General features: G+C 51.8%; 17 protein-coding genes. 11 read left to right on the top strand and 6 right to left on the bottom strand.

Annotated elements, in window-relative coordinates; genetic code table 11:
- Nucleotides 1-421: 421 nt before the first annotated feature.
- Both WMW72_RS05145 and WMW72_RS05140 read right to left on the bottom strand, forming a co-directional pair.
- The gene (locus WMW72_RS05145) at nt 422-1,246 is read right to left on the bottom strand and encodes an SDR family oxidoreductase (protein ID WP_341414349.1); all 825 of its coding nucleotides are present in this window, start codon (nt 1,244-1,246) and stop codon (nt 422-424) included.
- 142 nt (nt 1,247-1,388) lie between these two features.
- A complete protein-coding gene (locus WMW72_RS05140; protein WP_341414348.1) occupies nt 1,389-2,147 on the bottom strand; it encodes an SDR family oxidoreductase in 759 nt (252 codons plus the stop codon).
- Between the two features lie 188 nt (nt 2,148-2,335).
- On the opposite strand from WMW72_RS05140, the gene WMW72_RS05135 reads away from it, so the two are divergent.
- From WMW72_RS05135 to WMW72_RS05115, 5 genes are all read left to right on the top strand, one after another.
- Nucleotides 2,336-2,977, top strand: a complete 642-nt coding sequence (locus WMW72_RS05135; protein WP_341414347.1) for a TetR/AcrR family transcriptional regulator — start codon at nt 2,336-2,338, stop codon at nt 2,975-2,977.
- Nucleotides 2,978-3,736: 759 nt separating this feature from the next.
- A complete protein-coding gene (locus WMW72_RS05130; RefSeq protein WP_341414346.1) occupies nt 3,737-4,012 on the top strand; it encodes a hypothetical protein in 276 nt (91 codons plus the stop codon).
- Between the two features lie 32 nt (nt 4,013-4,044).
- Nucleotides 4,045-4,230 (top strand): hypothetical protein, encoded by a 186-nt coding sequence (locus tag WMW72_RS05125; protein ID WP_341414345.1) that lies wholly within the window; start codon nt 4,045-4,047, stop codon nt 4,228-4,230.
- Nucleotides 4,231-4,270: 40 nt separating this feature from the next.
- Complete coding sequence (locus WMW72_RS05120) at nt 4,271-4,633, top strand: DUF1304 domain-containing protein (RefSeq protein WP_341414344.1); 363 nt, start codon at nt 4,271-4,273, stop codon at nt 4,631-4,633.
- Between the two features lie 34 nt (nt 4,634-4,667).
- Entirely contained in the window at nt 4,668-5,117 is a 450-nt protein-coding gene (locus WMW72_RS05115; RefSeq protein ID WP_341414343.1) for a macro domain-containing protein, read from the top strand.
- Nucleotides 5,118-5,226: 109 nt separating this feature from the next.
- Here WMW72_RS05115 and WMW72_RS05110 read toward each other — a convergent pair whose 3' ends face one another.
- A complete protein-coding gene (locus WMW72_RS05110) occupies nt 5,227-5,631 on the bottom strand; it encodes a CBS domain-containing protein (RefSeq protein ID WP_341414342.1) in 405 nt (134 codons plus the stop codon).
- Nucleotides 5,632-5,842: 211 nt separating this feature from the next.
- Between WMW72_RS05110 and WMW72_RS05105 the strand changes: the two genes are divergently transcribed.
- The 4 genes from WMW72_RS05105 (at nt 5,843) to WMW72_RS05090 (ending at nt 11,000) form a co-directional block, all read left to right on the top strand.
- Nucleotides 5,843-7,324: an amidase family protein gene (locus WMW72_RS05105; protein ID WP_341414341.1), complete on the top strand. Its 1,482-nt coding sequence runs from the start codon at nt 5,843-5,845 to the stop codon at nt 7,322-7,324.
- Nucleotides 7,325-7,524: 200 nt separating this feature from the next.
- A complete protein-coding gene (locus WMW72_RS05100) occupies nt 7,525-8,106 on the top strand; it encodes a YhcN/YlaJ family sporulation lipoprotein (protein ID WP_341414340.1) in 582 nt (193 codons plus the stop codon).
- A gap of 155 nt (nt 8,107-8,261) precedes the next feature.
- Nucleotides 8,262-9,926 (top strand): helix-turn-helix domain-containing protein, encoded by a 1,665-nt coding sequence (locus WMW72_RS05095; protein ID WP_341414339.1) that lies wholly within the window; start codon nt 8,262-8,264, stop codon nt 9,924-9,926.
- Between the two features lie 117 nt (nt 9,927-10,043).
- Nucleotides 10,044-11,000 carry an ABC transporter substrate-binding protein gene (locus WMW72_RS05090; RefSeq protein WP_341414338.1) on the top strand — a complete coding sequence of 319 codons (957 nt, stop codon included), beginning with the start codon at nt 10,044-10,046 and terminating at the stop codon, nt 10,998-11,000.
- Nucleotides 11,001-11,071: 71 nt separating this feature from the next.
- Here the strand turns inward: WMW72_RS05090 and WMW72_RS05085 are convergent, their stop codons facing one another.
- On the bottom strand, nt 11,072-12,409 hold the full coding sequence (locus WMW72_RS05085; protein WP_341414337.1) for a glycoside hydrolase family 30 protein: 1,338 nt from the start codon (nt 12,407-12,409) through the stop codon (nt 11,072-11,074).
- Between the two features lie 129 nt (nt 12,410-12,538).
- Here WMW72_RS05085 and WMW72_RS05080 point away from each other — a divergent pair, with 129 nt between their 5' ends.
- Complete coding sequence (locus WMW72_RS05080) at nt 12,539-13,345, top strand: helix-turn-helix transcriptional regulator (protein ID WP_341414336.1); 807 nt, start codon at nt 12,539-12,541, stop codon at nt 13,343-13,345.
- 106 nt (nt 13,346-13,451) lie between these two features.
- Here WMW72_RS05080 and WMW72_RS05075 read toward each other — a convergent pair whose 3' ends face one another.
- A complete protein-coding gene (locus tag WMW72_RS05075) occupies nt 13,452-14,435 on the bottom strand; it encodes an ABC transporter substrate-binding protein (RefSeq protein WP_341414335.1) in 984 nt (327 codons plus the stop codon).
- A gap of 225 nt (nt 14,436-14,660) precedes the next feature.
- Between WMW72_RS05075 and WMW72_RS05070 the strand changes: the two genes are divergently transcribed.
- Nucleotides 14,661-15,227, top strand: coding sequence for a TetR/AcrR family transcriptional regulator (locus WMW72_RS05070; RefSeq protein WP_341414334.1), 567 nt, complete (start codon nt 14,661-14,663; stop codon nt 15,225-15,227).
- Between the two features lie 118 nt (nt 15,228-15,345).
- On the opposite strand, the gene WMW72_RS05065 is transcribed toward WMW72_RS05070, so the two are convergent.
- Nucleotides 15,346-17,853, bottom strand: a complete 2,508-nt coding sequence (locus tag WMW72_RS05065) for a cellulase family glycosylhydrolase (protein WP_341414333.1) — start codon at nt 17,851-17,853, stop codon at nt 15,346-15,348.
- Nucleotides 17,854-18,371 lie beyond the last annotated feature (518 nt).

Below are 18,371 nucleotides of genomic sequence, written 5' to 3'. Positions count from 1 at the left end.
GGACTTGACAAGCAGTTGGAAAAGTGCGGCGAAGCCCCTTGAAAAAGTTTACGGGGTGAGCTGCTTGAGGGAAAACCTCACGAGCAGTTCTTATGGGAAGATGAACCCCCGCCCGATGTTGGAGCACTGATTCGCAAAACATTTTGCCGATTCGACACATTCGCCAAGGGCAGAAGAATACACGCAAAATCCGCCACAAATCAGCTGCTAGCTTCGTCTACACGGAAAAGAAGATTGAATGCCTATTGAAAACGTGTCGGAGGAACAAGGACATAAATAGTTAATGAACAAGAAATTACACGCACTACTGTCCCTACACATCTGCAATAATAGGCGAGTTAGCACAGTGGAAGCTGCCGATTGTTGTCGGCAGCTTCAAAGTATAGTTTCACGCCTCGACACCGAGAGAGTCGATGAGCGTTCAGCCGTTGAAATAGTGACCCTGTTCAAGATCCGCGATTAGCCCGGGATGCACAGGCCGCCATCCCAAGAGTTCCTGAGTCTGTACGCTCGACCTCGGGATGTCAAGCACCGCCAAGCGGCCGAGAAAACCGAAGTGGGCTTCTGCCTCTTCGCGAGAAATACTGACCACCGGCATGTTCAGGTGTTTACCGATGACGCCGGCGATGTCGTGGAATGGCACGCCTTCGTCTCCGACCCCGTCAAGCCGTGACCCCGCCGGGGCGGCTTCCAGCGCCAAGCGGAACAAGCGCGCCGCATCGAGGCGATGTACGGCCGGCCAGCGGTTGGACCCGTCACCGATGTAGGCCGAGACGCCTTTGTCACGAGCAATGTCGATCAACATTGAGACGAAGCCAGCTTTTGTCTCGTCGTGCACGGACGGTGCGAGATTGACGACCGATGTTCGCACTCCAGCCAGCGCGAACGCCGCGTTCTCCGATGCCATCCCATTCATGTGAGCGGTGATCACGAACGGCTTGCCGGAGCCCTCGAGCACCGCCCCCATTGTCTCGACGGCGCGCAGATCGGTTGTGAGCGATCCGGCGAAGTCCGAGAAGTCGTGCTTAAACGCCAGGTGAATGACGCCGTCCGCAGCGGCGGCGCCACTGCGAAGTCTATCGAGGTCGTCAAGGGCACCGCGGTGCACCTCGGCCCCTGCTTCCTTCAGTACCGCGGCGCCATTGTTTGAGCGGGTAAGGCCAATGACCTTATGACCCGCATCAATAAGTTCGCGGACGACGGCGGAACCGATGTAGCCTGTTGCTCCTGTGACAAAAATACGCATAATAAAATCCTCCTTATAATGGTGGGCTGTAGCCTCAATGGGCCCACGTACTCTCGCTGCAGCTCGAAGGGGTTAATCTGATGCCACACAAGTGGAAGATGTTGCAACGTAGGAACAGGTGATGAACGGTTATCACCGTAACTTAGATCTGAGACCCGCCTCCGTCCACAGGGAACTCAGCCCCGGTGGTGTAAGTGGCGTCGAACGCAAGAAATGCGACTGCTTTGGCAACCTCAAGGGGGTCGCCTACTCGCAGCATCGGATTCTCCTGGCTCATCTGCGCCTTAGTTTGTTCGGCTGCATCCTTCGGCATCGACTTCTCCAAGATGCCTGTGTCGATGGGGCCAGGGCTGACTGCGTTGACGCGAATCTTCCGCGGCAACAGCTCGCGGGCCATACTGCGAGTCATAGAGCGCAGCGCTGCTTTACTGGCCGCGTATGCACTGATCATCGGGATCCCCAACACGTTGACGACAGAGGTGGTGAGCACCACGCCGCTTCCTTCGCTCAGCAACGGGGCGAGTTTCTGCACGGTGAAGTACGGACCCTTGGCGTTGATTGTTAGTAGCTCATCGTACACATCCTCCGTCACCGCCTCAAAAGGCGCGAAGCGCGTGACACCAGCGTTAACGAACAGGGCATCGAACGTGCCGAACTCTGCTTTCACCCGGTCGGCCAACGCGTAGATATCCTTGAGTGACGCGGCATCGCTTAGCACTGCGACCGCGTTGTTGCCAAGTTGTTCACGAGCTGAGTCGAGCGTAGCTTGGGTACGCCCAGTGATCAGAACGCACGCACCTTCATCCGCCAGCAACTTCGCCGTTGTGAAGCCGAACCCGCTGCTACCTCCCGTGATCACGACTTTCTTACCAGCGTACTTTCCCTTGCTGGAATTTTCCATTTTAATCTTGCCTCCTCTGTATAATCCGTAATTTGGATATTAGTTACAGGATCGATTATACAACAAGGGGATAAATAAATAAACTAATTTTATTAAAATAGTTAATTTAATATTTTTTATTATTATCGTTTGTGATAACAATGATTATATTATAATATTAGTGATGAGCATCAAAGGAGGCTTCAATCGTGAGAAAACCCGTGAGCGCAGAACATTATATTAATAAAATCAAACCTGTAATTAGAAAAACCAGATTCAGCCAATTGAAAATAGACGATATCGCCAAACATATGGATATTAGCAAAGTGACGCTTTATAAGCATTTTTCATCGAAAGATGAAATCATCGAGCAGGTTGTAGAGCATGGAATTAACTATTTGCAGCAGGCTGATGCCGTTGTAAATGATGATTCCGTCTCTTTTATTGAGCGTTATCAAAAAACGTTTCTGCAATCGTTGATATGTGTTATATATTTATCCGATTTGTTCCTTCAAGACCTCAAGGAATACTATCCGCGGCTTTTTGAAACTCTTGTCATTGCCCAAACAAATCGGAATAAAAATTTACAAACATTTTTTGAAAGCGGGATGGATAAGAAGATTTTCAACAGAATACACGCTATGCTGTCTTTAGTTCAAGATGATGCTACGCTGCGGCGCATCTTGGAACCGACATTTAGTATTCAGTGGTATGATCTCACCTTGAAACAAGCAGTTGTGGAATTTTATAAAATGAAACGGTATCAAGTGATTAGACCTGAATATCTGGATTCTGTTGACGATTCCGATATTGAAAATGAGATCGTTCGTATTCTACAATCCATTTCATGAATATTATTCGCGCTCTCGGTCTGCTCTTATTGATGCAGGCAACAGAGCAGATTCCGGTGGCCGATAATGATGCTGTGCTGGACCCGCCTTAACAGTCTCAAGCGATCAGAGTTTTATCCGAGTCACTCTAAAATTCCACGACACGTTAGCCAATAAAAGCAGCGAAAGTCTAGGTCTTTCGAATTCCTAGTCCGTCACTGCTTCTTTATGAGTCAGTCTAATTCAGTTTGTCGGGTGACCAAGCTAAGAGAAAGGAAAGGAAACGCCAAGTCAGACGCGATTCAGGGCTTAAGTATATTTTCGTTAGAATGTTGGCGGTACCCCTAAGTATGTTCCGGCATCTTGTCACAATCATAATTAAAACATTTCAACCGGATTTTAATTTTCTAGTAGACTATACTTGTACCGTACATTCAATTCCTCCTTCTTGTCCCGTTTTTTAGAATTTACCATTTCATGGTTAATGTGGATCATTGACATCGTTCATTCAACCACAAAATCCGAATACCTCCAAAAAAAGAAACGGCACTGGGCTTTTTCCCATGCCGTTTTTGGATTCCATTTTTATTCCCGGTCTTGTCTTTGAGTTAACTAAATGACATTGCGGAGCAGGGGCCTGTTTTTTTGTCGCGGAGGAATACCGGAGCTCGAAGAAAGAACGCTGGCAGGAAGGATTTCTGCGTATTGTTTCCGTATATATAACATGATATGATCATGGGATGTAAATAATTGATTCTAAGCCACTGGAGGCATACGGACATGACCCTCAAAAAGAAAACCATCACTGACACTTCGGATAAACTGAATCACTCGACGAAAGTGCTGTTAAAAAGATGGGCAGGCCTGAGCGGGCTATTGCGCTATAAGGATTTGGAGCTGGAGGAAGTCGTCGCCTTGTTCGACAGCAACGGATGGAGCGTCCGTATTGACGACTCGGCAAGTCCGAACCGCATCGTGGAATTGTACAAGGAAGAGACGCGCGTACGCCGGGAAAAGTTCGTCGTAGACGAAGCCGGCCGCGTTCGGATGGTCTAAGCATTCCGATTACCCATGAAGGGGGACGCTTTGTGGACGGTTCGGAGGAGAGAGAGCAGCTGCGCCTCAAACTGCTGGCTGCCGAGAAGCAGCTACAGGCAGCGGAAGAGGACTATCAGCTTTTTTTAGAGCAATTGGAGACGTACCGGAGAACAATTGAAGAGCAGAAGAACGTGATCTCAGCCATCAGGCTCCGCATGCACGGACCTATCCAATAATGCGTTTATAGGGAAGTAGATTTGGAGGAAGAGGAGCTGAATGAGTATTCTTAGTTTAATTTTGGTTGGTCTTGTTGCTCTCGAGCATATTTATATCTTATTCCTAGAAATGTTCATGTGGGCAACCCCCAAGGGGATGAAAACCTTCGGGACAACGCGCGAGTTCGCGGAGGCATCCAAGTCTTTGGCTGCAAACCAAGGGTTGTACAACGGATTTCTGGCCGCAGGCTTGATCTGGGGGTTGTTATATCCCGATGCGGTCGTGGCCGGGCAGATTCAGCTCTTTTTCCTCATATGCGTCCTGGTCGCGGCTATTTTCGGAGGCCTGACAGCCAAAAGGTCTATTATGCTGGTACAGGGCGGACCCGCACTGCTTGCGATACTCGCCGTCTTGTTGACGTAAGTTCATTACTTATTCAAGCAGGAGGGTGATTCGGATGGGTGTGCGTGTTATCCAGGGTAATTTGCTGGAGGCTGCTGAAGATCTGATTGGGCATCAGGTCAACTGTCAGTCCGTGATGGGTTCAGGCGTAGCCCGAAGCTTGAAGGAACAGTATCCTACATTGTTTAATGCTTTTCTTGAATTTTGTCAGGGCAAGACGCCCGAGTCACTGCTCGGCCAGGTTCAAACCGTGGAGACGGGCGGCAAGGTGATTGCGAACTTATTCGGGCAGCTGCATTACGGTCGTTCCAAGAAGGTATATACCGACTACCGTGCGCTCGGCCAAGCTCTCTCGACGTTAAAGACCTATGCCCAAGAACGCAGTCTTTCGGTTGCTCTGCCTTACTATATTGGCTGCGGGCTAGCCAATGGAGATTGGACGATCGTGAGCAAGCTGATCGACGATGCTTTCTCCGATTATGAGGTCGTGCTTTACAAGCTATAAGCGCATAACGTTAGCATGAAACCCAAAACCCAAAAGCAAAAAGCAAGATGTTCCCTTCTAGTGGGAGGCATCTTGCTTTTTTTGTCATAAGCGTCTAATTCACCGGTCGTTAGTCGGTAATATTCTTCGTATAATATTCAATAATATCCTTGCGGCGGATAATGCCCAGAAACACACGGTTTTCGTCCACAACGGGGACGAAGTTCTGATCCGCTGCGAGCGCCAGCATATCTTCCATTTGGGCGTTGATACACACACATTCATTATAAACACGGTTTTTGATGTCTTTGACCGGTACTTGATCCATATTGTCAAAGCCCAGCCCTGGGGTGTTTTTTAGCTTCCACAGCAGATCGCCCTCGGACAAGGTGCCGATATACTTTCCTTCATTGTCTATGATCGGAATCGCTGTGTAATGGTGGGATTCCAGTTTCTCCATAGCATCCTTCATCGTAACGGAAGAGGTGATAAAAGCCACTTCCTCCTTGGGTAACAGAAAAGAACTTACGCGCATCGTCAGAACTCCCTTCCTCTGCATGTTCCTACTTCAGAATAGGTTATCTTATTATTAAAACATATTTTAGAGGGAAAACGCATTGAAAAATTTGCCGGAAGACATTTTACCGCCGTAAATTCGGTTATATAGGAACTTTCCATATCCTCCAGATGACGTGCTGTGATAGGTTAATACCCATAGAGATTAAGGCTAAGAGGAGTTTTTGACAATGGACAGTTCTTTGCAGGAATGGATCATCGAGGCTGATATTACCCGGTTACAGGCAGTTATGGAAGAGGGAGCTGTAACTTCAGAGGAGCTTGTGCAGGCTTACTTGGAGCGGATCGCCCGTTATGACATCAAGATCAACTCGATTTTGGAAATCAATCCGGATGCTCTAGAGACGGCCAGGGCTCTGGACCGGGAACGTCAGGAACGGGGAAGCCGTGGGAAACTGCACGGGATCCCACTGGTGCTGAAGGACAATATCGATACAAAAGATAGGATGCCAACCACTGCGGGTTCGATCGCATTGGCCGGTTCATTTGCTGCGGCAGATGCAGGCATTGCGGCTAAGCTGCGCTCCGCAGGCGCTGTATTTCTCGGTAAAGCGAATATGACCGAGTGGTCCAATTTTATGTCAAGCCGGATGCCGGCAGGATATAGCTCGCATGGCGGGTATGTGTTGAATCCGTATGGTCCGGGTGAATTATTCGTGAGCGGCTCCAGCTCGGGGCCGGCTGCCGCAGCAGCAGCCAATCTGGCCGCCGCTGCGATCGGAACGGAAACGGCAGGGTCCATTGTCGGTCCGGCGAGCCAGCATTTGCTGGTCGGGATCAAGCCTACAGTCGGATTAGCCAGCCGGTCCGGTATCATCCCGATATCGGGCAGCCAAGATACGCCAGGCCCCTTGGCCCGCACTGTGACGGATGCGGCGATTATCCTCAGCGTCATTGCCGGCAGAGATGATCGGGACGAAGCTACCTGGGCCGCAGGAGAAACCGGGACGCACCGGGATTATACCGATTTCCTAGATGCTTCATTCTTGCGACAGGCGAGAATCGGGATACCGCGGCATTATTACAACCATCTGGATCAGGATAGACGGCTGATTATGGAGCAAGCTATCGCAGCTCTCATCCGAGAAGGCGCAACCCTGATAGACCCTGTAGAACTTCATCTGGAGGAACAGAGCTGGAACAATGATCTGATTTGCTATGAGTTCAAACGTGATCTCAATGGTTACCTGTCGCAGTTGGCAGATTTGGTGCCGGTTCATTCGTTGAAGGAATTGATTGACTTCAATGAGCAGCATGCCGAGACCGCCCTGCGCTTCGGCCAGGACAATCTGATCCGGGCAGAGGCCTGTCAGCTGGATGAGGAAGGCTACCGGGAGCAGAGACAAGCCAGTATGAGGCTTTCCTTGGAAAAAGGAATTGATGCTGTCCTGGACACCTACAGCCTGGATGCTCTGCTGCTGCCCGGAGACGTGGACGGCATGTACATCGCAGCCCGGCTTGGTTACCCGCTGATTGCCGTTCCGGCTGGCTATGCCGCTGAAGGCATCATCGACGCGGATGGAGATTCGACCAAGGGACCGTTCGGTGTCGTATTCTCGGGGAGAGCGTTCAGCGAGCCAACCTTGCTGCGGATCGCTTACGGCTTCGAGCAGGCGACCCGGCACCGGTTTCCTCCGACGTTGGTTGAGTAGTAGTAGCATGAATAAGCCGCAGAGTTCGGTTAGAGACTAGTATGCCAAGCTCTAGACAGAACTATGATACCACCTCCCGGTGAGGCTGACTTCATGGCTTCCCAGCACTTGCTGCTTCAAGAAAAGGATGCACCGCGAAGCAAATGGACATGGTAAGAAGGTTCGCGTGTTCCAACACTTGAAGACAGGAGCTGAGACGATTGGCGAAGAACATCATCGGGGTGGCGGTTCTTGCTTCCATGCTCGCGTTGACGGCGTCGGGATGTACCGCTGCCCGGTATAACCAGCAGGACACCCACAACTACCGTTCGCTCCAGCACGGGGCGGACCCTATAGCTAGTCCGCAGCAGCCCGGCATCAAGGGCGGGATGTATGCCAACCGAACGCATGCAAGCAACTTGCACAATAATACGAAGCTGGAGGCTGCCCAGGACATCGCCAGCCGCCTGACCTCCGTAGAGCCTGTCAAGTCGGCCAATGTCTTGCTTACGGACCATAATGCTTATGTGGCCGTGTCCACCCGCAATGGCGAGGATGTGGAGGGCAATAACGAAGTGAAGGCGCGGATCGCGCAAACGGTGAAGAGCATGCATCCCGGCATCGAGCATGTCTATGTGTCAGCCAGTCCGGATTTCGTCAGTAGAGTCAATGGATACATGCAGGACCTTCAGGCTGGCAAGCCCGTATCCGGACTGCTGCAGGAATTCAATACGATGGTGCAGCGGCTGTTTCCAACCGATGCGGCTCCAGCTCAGGCCCCTGCAGGCACAGCGGCTCCATAGATCTTTGAAGGCTTATTAGACGGGCAACCGTGTATGAATCAGGCTTCCCTTTCCGAAGGGAGGCTTTTTTGTATGAACATTTATCGCTACTAATGGCTTACTGCTGGTATAATCTAATTTAATGATAATTATTCTCATACAAGGGGGCCGTGATAATGAATGACTCAACAAGACAACCCTCTATGAAGAGGCGGTCCGCCCCCTCCGCAGCCCGTTGGCCGCTGGAACAGCAGCTAGTCCAGTTTGTGCACATTGACTTTGTAAGGCTGGATAGTTGTGAGCGGGTGAACCTTCCGCACAGCGGAGGCGGTTTGAACAGGCTGATTCTGACTGCTGACGGGATGGGGAGGCTAGAGATTGCAGGAAGCTGCCTCGAGGCTGAACGCGGCACCTGCTGTTTAGCCGCTTCGGATGTCCCTTTAGCCATTGTATCGAATGGGGAGACGGGAATGACGTTCTACGTAATCAGCTTCCAGGCGGGGGCCATTGCGGGTCTGTCTTCAGACAAGCATGATGAGGATGAGCAGGCTGCCAGGGAATCTATATGGTGCGCGCAATTATCCGATCGCGCCGTTCCACCGCTTCTGGATTGGGCCAAGCGGCTGTATACAGACCGCAGCGGCGCCAGTACCCTGGAACGATTCCGCTTGAATATGACCTTCCAAGAGCTGGTGTACGGGATCATGAAGGACAGAAGCGGCAGGCAAGCGGACAACGCACGGGAAGCCGTATGGACGACGGTTCAGTATATGGAGAGGCATTACATGGACCCGATCTCTCGGGTCATGCTGGCGGGCATGGCTGGGATGAGCCAGGAATATTATTCCCGGGTATTTAAGAGAGAGACGGGCAAGACACCCTCGGGTTATTTGACGGATATCCGAATGAGCCATGCGAGGCGTGAGCTCGTCCGCGGCCAATCGTCCGTCGGAGATATCGCGGAGGATGTGGGGTATGAGGATTTGTACTACTTTAGCCGCAAATTCAAGCAGGCTGTCGGTGTTCCTCCCACGGCATATATACAACGCAAGCGGCACAACAAGGTAGCCTGCCTCTACTTTCCCTACCTCGATCATATGCTCGCTGTAGGGCATAGCCCCGCAGCGACGATGATCGATAAGTCGCATCCGCTCGCAGAAAGGGTCCGTGCCACTGTCGATTTAGGCAGCGATGAGCCGGAGTTTGGCGAACGGCATGCCAGGCTGCTGTCGGAGAATGAGCCTGACTTGATTCTATGCAGTACCTACATAAGCCCAGATCAGGAGCAGCTGCTCCGCCGGATTGCCCCGGCGATTCAGCTGCCTTATGACCGGGATTGGAGGCTGGCTTTGCGCGATGTTGCCGGATTCCTGGACCGCGATCAGGAAGCGGAGGAGGCGATAGCCCGTTACGAGAATCAGGTTGAGGAAGCGGGAGAGCGGATCAGACGAAGGCTGGGCTCCCAGACGGTAGCCTTGCTTCGCGTACATGCGGAGGGTCTCCGTCTATACGGGGGGCCGATGGGGGGATATGCCGGGCCGGTCCTCTACGGGGACCTACAGCTTTCAGCACCGCGGCTGGTGCGGACCCGAGCCTGGGAAAGCAAAGCCATCCTGTTGACTCTCGAAAGTCTGCCTGAGCTGGATGTGGACCGGCTGCTCCTCGTGGTAGACCCTAATGCGTTACACCAGGCGGCTGAACTGGTGAGCCATCCAGGCTGGCTTGAGATCCCGGCCGTCAGGAACGGACATGTGCATGAGGTTGGTTATTTTACCTGGATGAGCAAGGGACTGGAAATGAACAAGCTTAAGATCGACGAGGCACTGGGTGTGCTGGTGTAGAGCTGTAAAAGTCACAAAAGTCCAAACGATTCTCCGTTTTTGTCCTTGGCAGCTATTTTGGGAACACACTATAATTGATAATGGTTCTCAACAAACACCAAGGAGTGAATGTACTTTATGAGAAAGGCCCGGTTTAGTTTAAGTGTGGCATCGGCTGTACTCGTAATGCTTGTCCTGGGGTGCGGCGCCCAGCCTGCTGCCCAACCGAACGCTTCGGCCCCTGCCCCTGCGAACCAAGTAATGGAGGCTCCGAAGGAGCGGAAGGTCAAGGATGAGATCGGTCATGAGATCACGATTCCGGCCGAGCCCAAGCGTATTATCGGCATCTATCTGGAGGACGAGCTTACCTCGCTAGGCATCACGCCGATCCGCCAAGCCAGGATCGGCAGCTGGAGCGGGCAGCAATACCTCGGATTGTCCGTTCCCGATATAGACATTGACGGCAGTGTCGAAGCATTCCTGGACGCGGGGCCCGATCTGATCTTGATCAATGTCCACAATGACAAGAAATATGAGCAATTCTCGAAGGTTGCCCCGATGTATGCGTTCAAGGATGCACGGGCAGACTGGCGCGCGACCATCCGCACGCTCGGCGATCTGCTGAACAAGAAAGATAAGGCCGAGGGTGTCATTCAAGCCTATGATCAGAAGGCGAAGTCAGCGGCCGAACGCATCAAGCAGTCTGTAGGCGAGCAAAGTGTCGCTATCCTCCGCGTCCACGCCAAGGAACTACGTCTCTACGGGGGACCGGGGTATGCCGGACCGGTTGTGCACGGGGAGCTGGGGCTCAAGCCGCATAAGCTCGTGCAGGAGATGGTTCTTGATCAGAAGCTGGGGGTAACGAAGCTCTCGATGGAGAAGATTCCAGAGCTGACAGCCGATCATATCTTCATCACCACCGATACGGGAGCAGAGGACAAGACCAAGGAACTGCTGGATAATCCGCTGTGGAAATCATTGCCTGCCGTGAAAAACGGTCATGTGTACGAGATCAATTTCGAGACGTGGATGAAGAGCGGACCGATTGCGGACAGCAAGAAAATCGATGATGTGGTTAAAGCCCTTGTGAAATAGTAAGGGGAAGCTGAGAAATGACAAAGACCCGGGCGAATGTCGCCGGGTCTTATTTTTATCGAGGAAGGATCTTAGAAAATCAGGGTTTGGATAGCATGCGCAGGAATCTCCGTATCCGCCAGCTGATCTTGGTAGCGCAGCGCATACGGCAGCGCCTTGTCCGTGCGGTTCATCACGACGACGGCGATGGAGCCGTCCTGATTTTTGAAGGCCGTCGTTTCGAGCTGATCCGTATATTTGCTGGAAGCGATGCGCTTAGCTCCCGGCTTGATGAACTTGCTGAATTGTCCGATGTAGTAATAGGAGCTTTCGTAGATCACTTCGTTGTTTACCGTGTCTGCAATGATCGGAGCGTCGCAATAGTTGCCGACGTGGTTAGGTCCGCCTTGCTCGTCCAGCACGACGTTCCAATCCGTCCAGGCCGACATCCAGTTGTTCAGGTTGCCCATGATGTCATGGCCGTAGCGCTCGCCTGTCTTCCAGGAGCCCAGGTGCACGCCACCTTCCTGACATCCTTCGGTAAATACGAGCGCTTTGTCGGGGAACCGGTCATGAACCGCAGTCAACGCCTCGAAGTGGTCGCCGGAATACCAGTGGAAGCCGATGCCCCAGATGTATTTGGAAGCGGCCGCATCCTCAAAGGCGACTTTGGCCCGGTCATAAACGCGTTCCTTGTTGTGGTCCCAAATCATGACTTTGACATGGCCCAGTCCGTTTTGCTCAAGAGCTGGTCCCAGGTAATCGCGAACGAAGTTCTTCTCCTCTTCCGCCGTGTAGATGCACGAATCCCAGATTTGCTTAGCCTTGGCTTCGTTCTGCACGCTAAGTCCCCAGATTGGGATGCCTTCGGCTTCGTACGCCTGGATATACTTCACGAAATATTGCGCCCAAGCCTCCTGATATTCCGGCTTAAGCTTGCCGCCGTTGTTCATCTCGCCGTTCGTTTTCATCCAGGCCGGAGGGCTCCAAGGGGAGGAAAACAGCTTGAACTCGGCGCCTGCGGTTTGGGCAGCCTTGCTGATCAGCGGCATGATGGCTTCGCGGTCCCGCGAAATATCGAAGTTCTCCAGGGTAGGGTCTTCCTCCTCCACATAAGCGTAATTGCCCAAGGAGAAGTCGCAGCTGTTGATATGGGAGCGACAGAAAGTATAGCCGATCCCTGATTCCTTGTCAAAGTAAGCCTGGAGAATCTCATTTTGCTTGTCTTCGCTCAGCTTGGCGATGGATACAGCCGATGCTTCGGTCAAAGCTCCGCCAAATCCGATGAATTCCTGGTATTCCACATCGTCATATACATTGATCAGCTGATTTTCGCGACCATCCTGGTCCGGTACGAAGGTCAGCGCGGCTTTCTCCGTCAGTCGGTCATCCGTGCCTTGAGCGGTTTGAATCACGCGAACGTTGCTCATAGTGTTCCCAGCTCCTTATGGTTTGATATGGCTTTATTATAAGAAGGCTAAGCCTAAAAAAGTAGAAACAATATACGTACAAACCTGAACAATATGATAATATTTGAAGGAAGAGCGAGGTGAGAATCCGTGGAAGATGGGCTTGAAGTTATCTTATGCGACTATTCGGTACACAAGCATTTGTTTCAGACGAACAAGAACAGGGATATCGCATGCTATATTTTTCGCTTCCAAGCGGAAGGGACTAGCCAGGTCGTGCTGGCGTCAGGCACATATGCCATGAAGCCCGGCGATTTGCTGCTGCTGCGTCCGGGAGACCTGTACGATTTGCGTATTGATCTAGATAATAACACCGCGGGCTTCAGTGCGGATTACTATGTCTTTTGCGATGGAGCATGGCTGGACGACTGGTGGGGAGAGAGGATGCGGCCGCAAATCTCGCGTGTATCGGACGAGGGCAGGCTGCGCGAAGTATGGCATCAATTGATTCTGGAGAAACGGCGGCTGGACGGCGGATCGATGCTGTTGAAAAATACGCTGCTCAAGGCACTCTGCTATATGATAGACAGGGCGTTAGCCGAAGGGGCGGAGCCTTCCTCGATCTCCGCTTATCATGCCTTGCGGATCCGGCATTATCTGGAGTCGTATGCGACCAGCCATACGGAGCTGGAGCAGGTGGCGAGGCATGTAGGTCTGAGCGTATCGCGGGCTATGGGGGTATTTAAGCAAGAGTACGGGATGTCCATTCTGCAGTATGTGCATAAATTACGATTGGCCCATGCGCTGGATCTGATGAAATCAAGCTCGATGACGCTGGAGCAGATCGCGGATGTGGCGGGTTTTGGCAGCTACACGTATTTTAACCGGATTTTCCGTGCCAATTACTCCGTTTCGCCGGGGAGCTATAGGAAGCGATTCAAGGACGGGGGGACTTGATGGGGGCCTTGCGAATCTTGGATGAAAAACAGGGCATTCGCGGCTCTGCCCCTTGCGCGGCAGCCGTACATGCCCTGTTTGCCCAGAGAATCATCCTGGGTTGAGCCTACAGGCTCAGCTTCTGGAAACGGGTCTGAATGTCTTCGATCAGCAGCTTCGCGGCGATGATGCCACCTGATGTATTCCAGATCGGCTCGTTTACCTTGAAGGTCCGCTGTTTCTTCACGACGTTCAGATTTTGGCCGAGAGGGCTGTTCAGCCATTCCTCGGCGGTTTTGGAGGCACCGTTCTCGCCTTCGCGGTCGGAGGTGAAGTAGAAGAATACATCGCCATCCAGGACGGCAATTTGTTCCAATGGCGTATCGGCGGAGAACTCATTCTTATTCTGTGCATCCGGACGTGCGAAGCCTAGTTGTTCGAGGATCACGCCAGCAAAGTTATTTTTGTAATAAACGCGCACTTTTCCAGCCTGGAACCGTGCCAAGGAAACCTGCATCTTCGTTTTATCCCCAAGCGCCGCTTTCGTTTGCTCAATCGCTTTGGCATAGCTGTCCAGAACGGCTTTGCCCTCCGTCTCTTTATTCAAAGCCTGCGCGTACAGCTTGAAGTTGTCGATCATGCTGTCGCCAAGATTTTCGGTAAAGACCGTAGGCGCGATTTGGGAGAGTTGAGAGTAAATCTTCTCCTGTCTGACCTTCGTTCCAAGAATCAGATCAGGCTTCAGACTCGCGATTACCTCCAAATTCGGCTGCGTCTCGTCGCCGACGACCTGCACGCCGGTCATGCGATCCTTGATATGATCGAACCACGGATCGCCAATCCACGATTTTACAGCCGCCACCGGCTTGATGCCCAGCTCCAGCAACGATTCCGTGCCTTGATTCGTCAATACGACAATGCGCTGAGGCGTGCCGGTTATTGGCGTTTCCCCCATAGCATGCTTGATAGTGCGGACAGAAGCTTCTTGAGTCTTCGGCTGCTCGGCAGGCTGTATAGCTTGTTGTGCTGCTTGTGGATTGCCGCAAGCGGCTGCAAGCAGAGCTATCAGGACCAGCAGAGTCACCGGGAGCCATTGTTTTGTTCTTGCCATTGATTTTTCTCCTTCCTTCTCCTGCAAAGTTGATAATGAATATCATTATCAACTAAAATTTAACAGAGAAACCCCTTGTTCAGCCCAAAGCGGCATTCTCTGCACCATACTGTTACATCTGTAACATGTGGTATACTCGTATACATTAATATAAATCAATTTTTCATGCAATGCTTGCCGCTGTGATTTTCATGAAAATGGACAGAAGAGAGGATGTGTCACACTTTGGGGGAGCAGCCAGGCAAGCTAGCTCTGCGTTCGCAGGAATGGATTCAAACGGCGTTATTTCAGTTAATGGAGAAGAAGGAATATTCCCAGATCTCGATCACGGAGATCGTAGACCGGGCCGGACTTGCGCGGCAAACCTTCTATCGGAATTTCCAAGACAAGGACGAGATTCTGCTCGGGTATCTGGACCGGCTGCTGCAGGGGATGTGGCAGGATGCGGATGAAACGCCTGTTTTCCGCGAAGAATTGTTCATCCGCCTGTTCGGCAACTGGGCCGCCAATGCGCCCTCTGCTCTGATCTATAGCATCAAGACGAAGGACCGCAAGATCCGGCAGCTTATATTTAAAAGCATCTGTGATTTTTTCGACGGATTATTCGCCTCAGCCCCGCAGGAGCCTGGCGGAAGCCCGGAGGAGACCCGCCGGTTCTATGCGCATAAATCCTTATCCTCAATTGTTCACTTGATGCTGGTCGAGTGGACGCTGAATGATTTTCATCTCACACCGGAAGAAATCGGCCGGTTGGTCAGCGACATGACCGGTTCGATCCGGTCGTATCTGTAAATTCACTGGGGAAGGGGTGCTTGTATGAGCCAGCGGACTTAGGAAAACGGAAGTCCGAGCAACGAGAAGAGCAGTCTGCCGAGAAGCAAGAAGCAGACTGCTCTTTCCACATTTTGATTTATTCCAGAATCGCCCTTGCTACGATAGCAAGATCCGTAATGTCTACCTTGCCGTCATTGTTGACATCCGCCAGCTTGTAGCGATCCCAATCTGGATCTGCGGACGTTTTACCGTAAGCAGCCGCAACGATTCCCAGGTCACCGATGCTGACAGTGCCGTCTCCTGTCGTATCCCCAGGTATGGACTTAACCACAGAGGCGATGAAGGTCTGGATGGCCGCATTCAAATCGGTGACTGCTTTTGAGACATCTGCTTGAGTGGCCGCCGGATTGTTCAGAACGGCAACCGCGGCTTCAATTGCAGCAGCAAAGGCTGTTTTCGCTTCTGCCGGATATTCTCCCGGACGGGTTCCTACGACAGCCGCATCATGCTTGCTCTTCGCATCTGCAATCAAGCTGCTCAGCGCCGTTTTGTCTACGGCTTTGATCTTGATGTTGTGCGTGGTGCCGCTGAGCTTGGTTTCCACACCCAGCGCGTCGGCATACACCACTTCCGATACGGATACGGCCGTGCTGGCCGATGGAGTAGATTTAGCTCGGAATTTCAGCTTCAACCAGTCTCCATTTGCCCCGTGATCCGCTCCGATATTAGCCAGGATCAAGCGAACCTGCCCGCTTGATTCCTTTTTACCGACAATCGTGGCTCCGTCTTTCGCCGGACTTGCTTCCACATATTCCAGTGATTGCGGATCGTAGGTTACCGTGACATCTTGTGCCAAAGCAGGCTGATTGATATTCTTCAAGCCGTACGTCAAGTCGAACTCTTGGCCCGGAACAGCTTCCTCCGTTCCTGACAGTATGGTTCCCGGAGTCGTATCTGCGGGGCCAGGGTCGGAGTCCGAGAAGGACTGACCAAAGAACAGATTGTCAAAATAATAGGTCCCGGCAGAGCCCAGGGCCAGGCGGACTTCCTTGATCGCGCTAAGGTCCGCATTCCCTCCCAGGCTGCTGAGGAGCAAAGCAGTCTTGGACCACTGATTAGACAGCAGCGTTGTGTTAGCCTGTGTTTGTACCGTGGATGACAAATTGCCATTTTTATCAACCAGCGTGACATAGACCGGTTTGGTCGTCGCCGTTTCATTATATCCGTTGATCACCAGATATTTGGCAAAGCGGGCATCGAATGTGTCTCCGCCTTCTGGACGAATGCTGACATACTGCTGAGTTCCGGTTGGCGTCGCGTTCCCCGTTACCGTCAGCTTGACGGATTTCCCTTCGCCAAGCTTCTTGACGGAGTCAAGGACGGCTGTAGCGTTCGCGCCTGCACTAACGACAGTATCACCGTCGAATTTTTGATACCATTTTCTCGCGCTGGCGCTTCGTTTAACGGGATCGGCAAACGAGCCGATGGTGTCGGCATAATAATGATTTTTCGAGAAATTCCGGTTTGTATCCACATTGCTCCATTTGGACAGGATGGTCTCATAGGAATCGTTGTAGATGTTGACCTTGCTTGGATTTCCGTTGTACAAACCCCAGCTGCCCTGGTTGACGGTCTTATAGGACCAGGTCGTCCACATCCATCCTTGTTCCTCGAACAGGTTCAAGGCGTACTCCCAGCTCTGTAGGTTGCTGAACAAGGAGAACTCCCCTACAAATAACGGCACATTGTAGTTGGTTTGTTCGTTCACCATCGGCACTTTGGAGTCAATGAATTTTTTCTGCTCGATGGAGCTGCCCGTATTATTCCACCCGTAGAAGTGGTAAGAGTAGATCATGTTCTCCCAACCGTATAAAGTAGGAGACGGGAGGTGATACGGCTCCCATATCGCTTCGATCGTGATGGTGTGATCCGGGTCTACCGCGCGTATGGCTTTATACAGCCTGTCGTAGAAGTCCCATTGCTCCTTGCCGAGCGCCCCGCCAGGCTCGTTCAGCAGATCGTAAGTTGCGATCGTAGCATTCCCTTTATAGCGCGCTGCGATCTGCTCCCACAGGTAGACCGTCTTGGCCATGTTGGCTTCATTCTTGAACATATTGCCCACTTTCGGATACGTAATATCCCCCGAGTGGTCCATCCCATTCTGCGATCCGGGAGCCGCATGCATATCGAGGATGACATACAGCCCTCTCTTCGCGCTTTCACTCACAAACCAGTCCATCCTGTCAAAGGCGGTGGGTCTCAGCGTTCCGTCTTCGTTCAGCATCTCAAAGTGACCGAAAGGAAGACGAATCGTATTCATACCCAATGCTTTTACGTTGTCAAAATCTTGCTCGGTCCACCAGGCATCTTCGTAGGCCTTAATCAGCTCGAGCGCCTTGGCTTGCCCGAAACGGCTGGTCAGCGTGTTGATCATCGTTTTCTGGTCCGGCGCGTTCGTAGCGCCCATCCAGCTTTCCTGCACGAGCCAGGATCCGGCGTTGGTTCCGCGCAGCACGACTTGATTACCCGTGCCGTGGTTGTCGCGCAATATTTTCCCGTCCGTCTTCAGGAAAGCGCTGCTGGGCAATTCCGTCTGGGCGGCACGGGCTTGATCCGGCCTGGAGAATGCAAAAATCGAACACATCAGAAATAGGGCGCATAGCGAAAGGAAGATTCTCTTCAATTTTTCATACTCCTTCACGGTTAGATTTGGCAAGGCCTTGATCATGTTGAGCAGCAGGAACTCGCATCTTTAATGATACAATTTGTATCATTTATCACGCATCTCTGCCCATTCCTGTTCAATGAGGTACATCACTCCTTTCAAGGTAAAAATTGTATGAATCATGTTAGCGGTTTCATTATGACATCAAATGGCTTATTTGCCTATATGCAAAATCACGATTTAGATGGATAAAATAAACCTTCACAAGGTCGAATCAGCTGTGCAGCGGGCTTGAGGCAGCTCTTCAGATCCTTGTACGCGCGTCACTCGGAGAGAATAGCATTTACCTTAGGAACAAAGTAAGGTATTCTGTCCATAAGTGTCATCGATATCCCAAGGGGACAGATAGTGGATACGCGGCGCTTTAGGATAGAGGATCATGTGGCAAAAATGCATAAAAGTCGGAAAAGGATAGTTGAAGAGGACTCTCATGCAGG

This window comes from Paenibacillus filicis (assembly GCF_038070315.1).
In the GTDB taxonomy this organism is placed as follows: Bacteria; Bacillota; Bacilli; order Paenibacillales; family NBRC-103111; genus Paenibacillus_G; species Paenibacillus_G filicis.
This window is presented reverse-complemented; position numbering and strand designations above follow the sequence as displayed.

What these genes read in the sequence shown, in the direction of transcription:
- WMW72_RS05120 (WP_341414344.1), top strand. Translation starts at nt 4,271, where the DNA reads ATGAGTATTCTTAGTTTAATTTTGGTTGGTCTTGTTGCTCTCGAGCAT.
- WMW72_RS05140 (WP_341414348.1), bottom strand. Translation starts at nt 2,147, where the DNA reads ATGGAAAATTCCAGCAAGGGAAAGTACGCTGGTAAGAAAGTCGTGATC.
- WMW72_RS05075 (WP_341414335.1), bottom strand. Translation starts at nt 14,435, where the DNA reads ATGGCAAGAACAAAACAATGGCTCCCGGTGACTCTGCTGGTCCTGATA.
- WMW72_RS05095 (WP_341414339.1), top strand. Translation starts at nt 8,262, where the DNA reads ATGAATGACTCAACAAGACAACCCTCTATGAAGAGGCGGTCCGCCCCC.
- WMW72_RS05110 (WP_341414342.1), bottom strand. Translation starts at nt 5,631, where the DNA reads ATGCGCGTAAGTTCTTTTCTGTTACCCAAGGAGGAAGTGGCTTTTATC.
- WMW72_RS05085 (WP_341414337.1), bottom strand. Translation starts at nt 12,409, where the DNA reads ATGAGCAACGTTCGCGTGATTCAAACCGCTCAAGGCACGGATGACCGA.
- WMW72_RS05115 (WP_341414343.1), top strand. Translation starts at nt 4,668, where the DNA reads ATGGGTGTGCGTGTTATCCAGGGTAATTTGCTGGAGGCTGCTGAAGAT.
- WMW72_RS05090 (WP_341414338.1), top strand. Translation starts at nt 10,044, where the DNA reads ATGAGAAAGGCCCGGTTTAGTTTAAGTGTGGCATCGGCTGTACTCGTA.
- WMW72_RS05105 (WP_341414341.1), top strand. Translation starts at nt 5,843, where the DNA reads ATGGACAGTTCTTTGCAGGAATGGATCATCGAGGCTGATATTACCCGG.
- WMW72_RS05145 (WP_341414349.1), bottom strand. Translation starts at nt 1,246, where the DNA reads ATGCGTATTTTTGTCACAGGAGCAACAGGCTACATCGGTTCCGCCGTC.
- WMW72_RS05130 (WP_341414346.1), top strand. Translation starts at nt 3,737, where the DNA reads ATGACCCTCAAAAAGAAAACCATCACTGACACTTCGGATAAACTGAAT.
- WMW72_RS05065 (WP_341414333.1), bottom strand. Translation starts at nt 17,853, where the DNA reads ATGTGTTCGATTTTTGCATTCTCCAGGCCGGATCAAGCCCGTGCCGCC.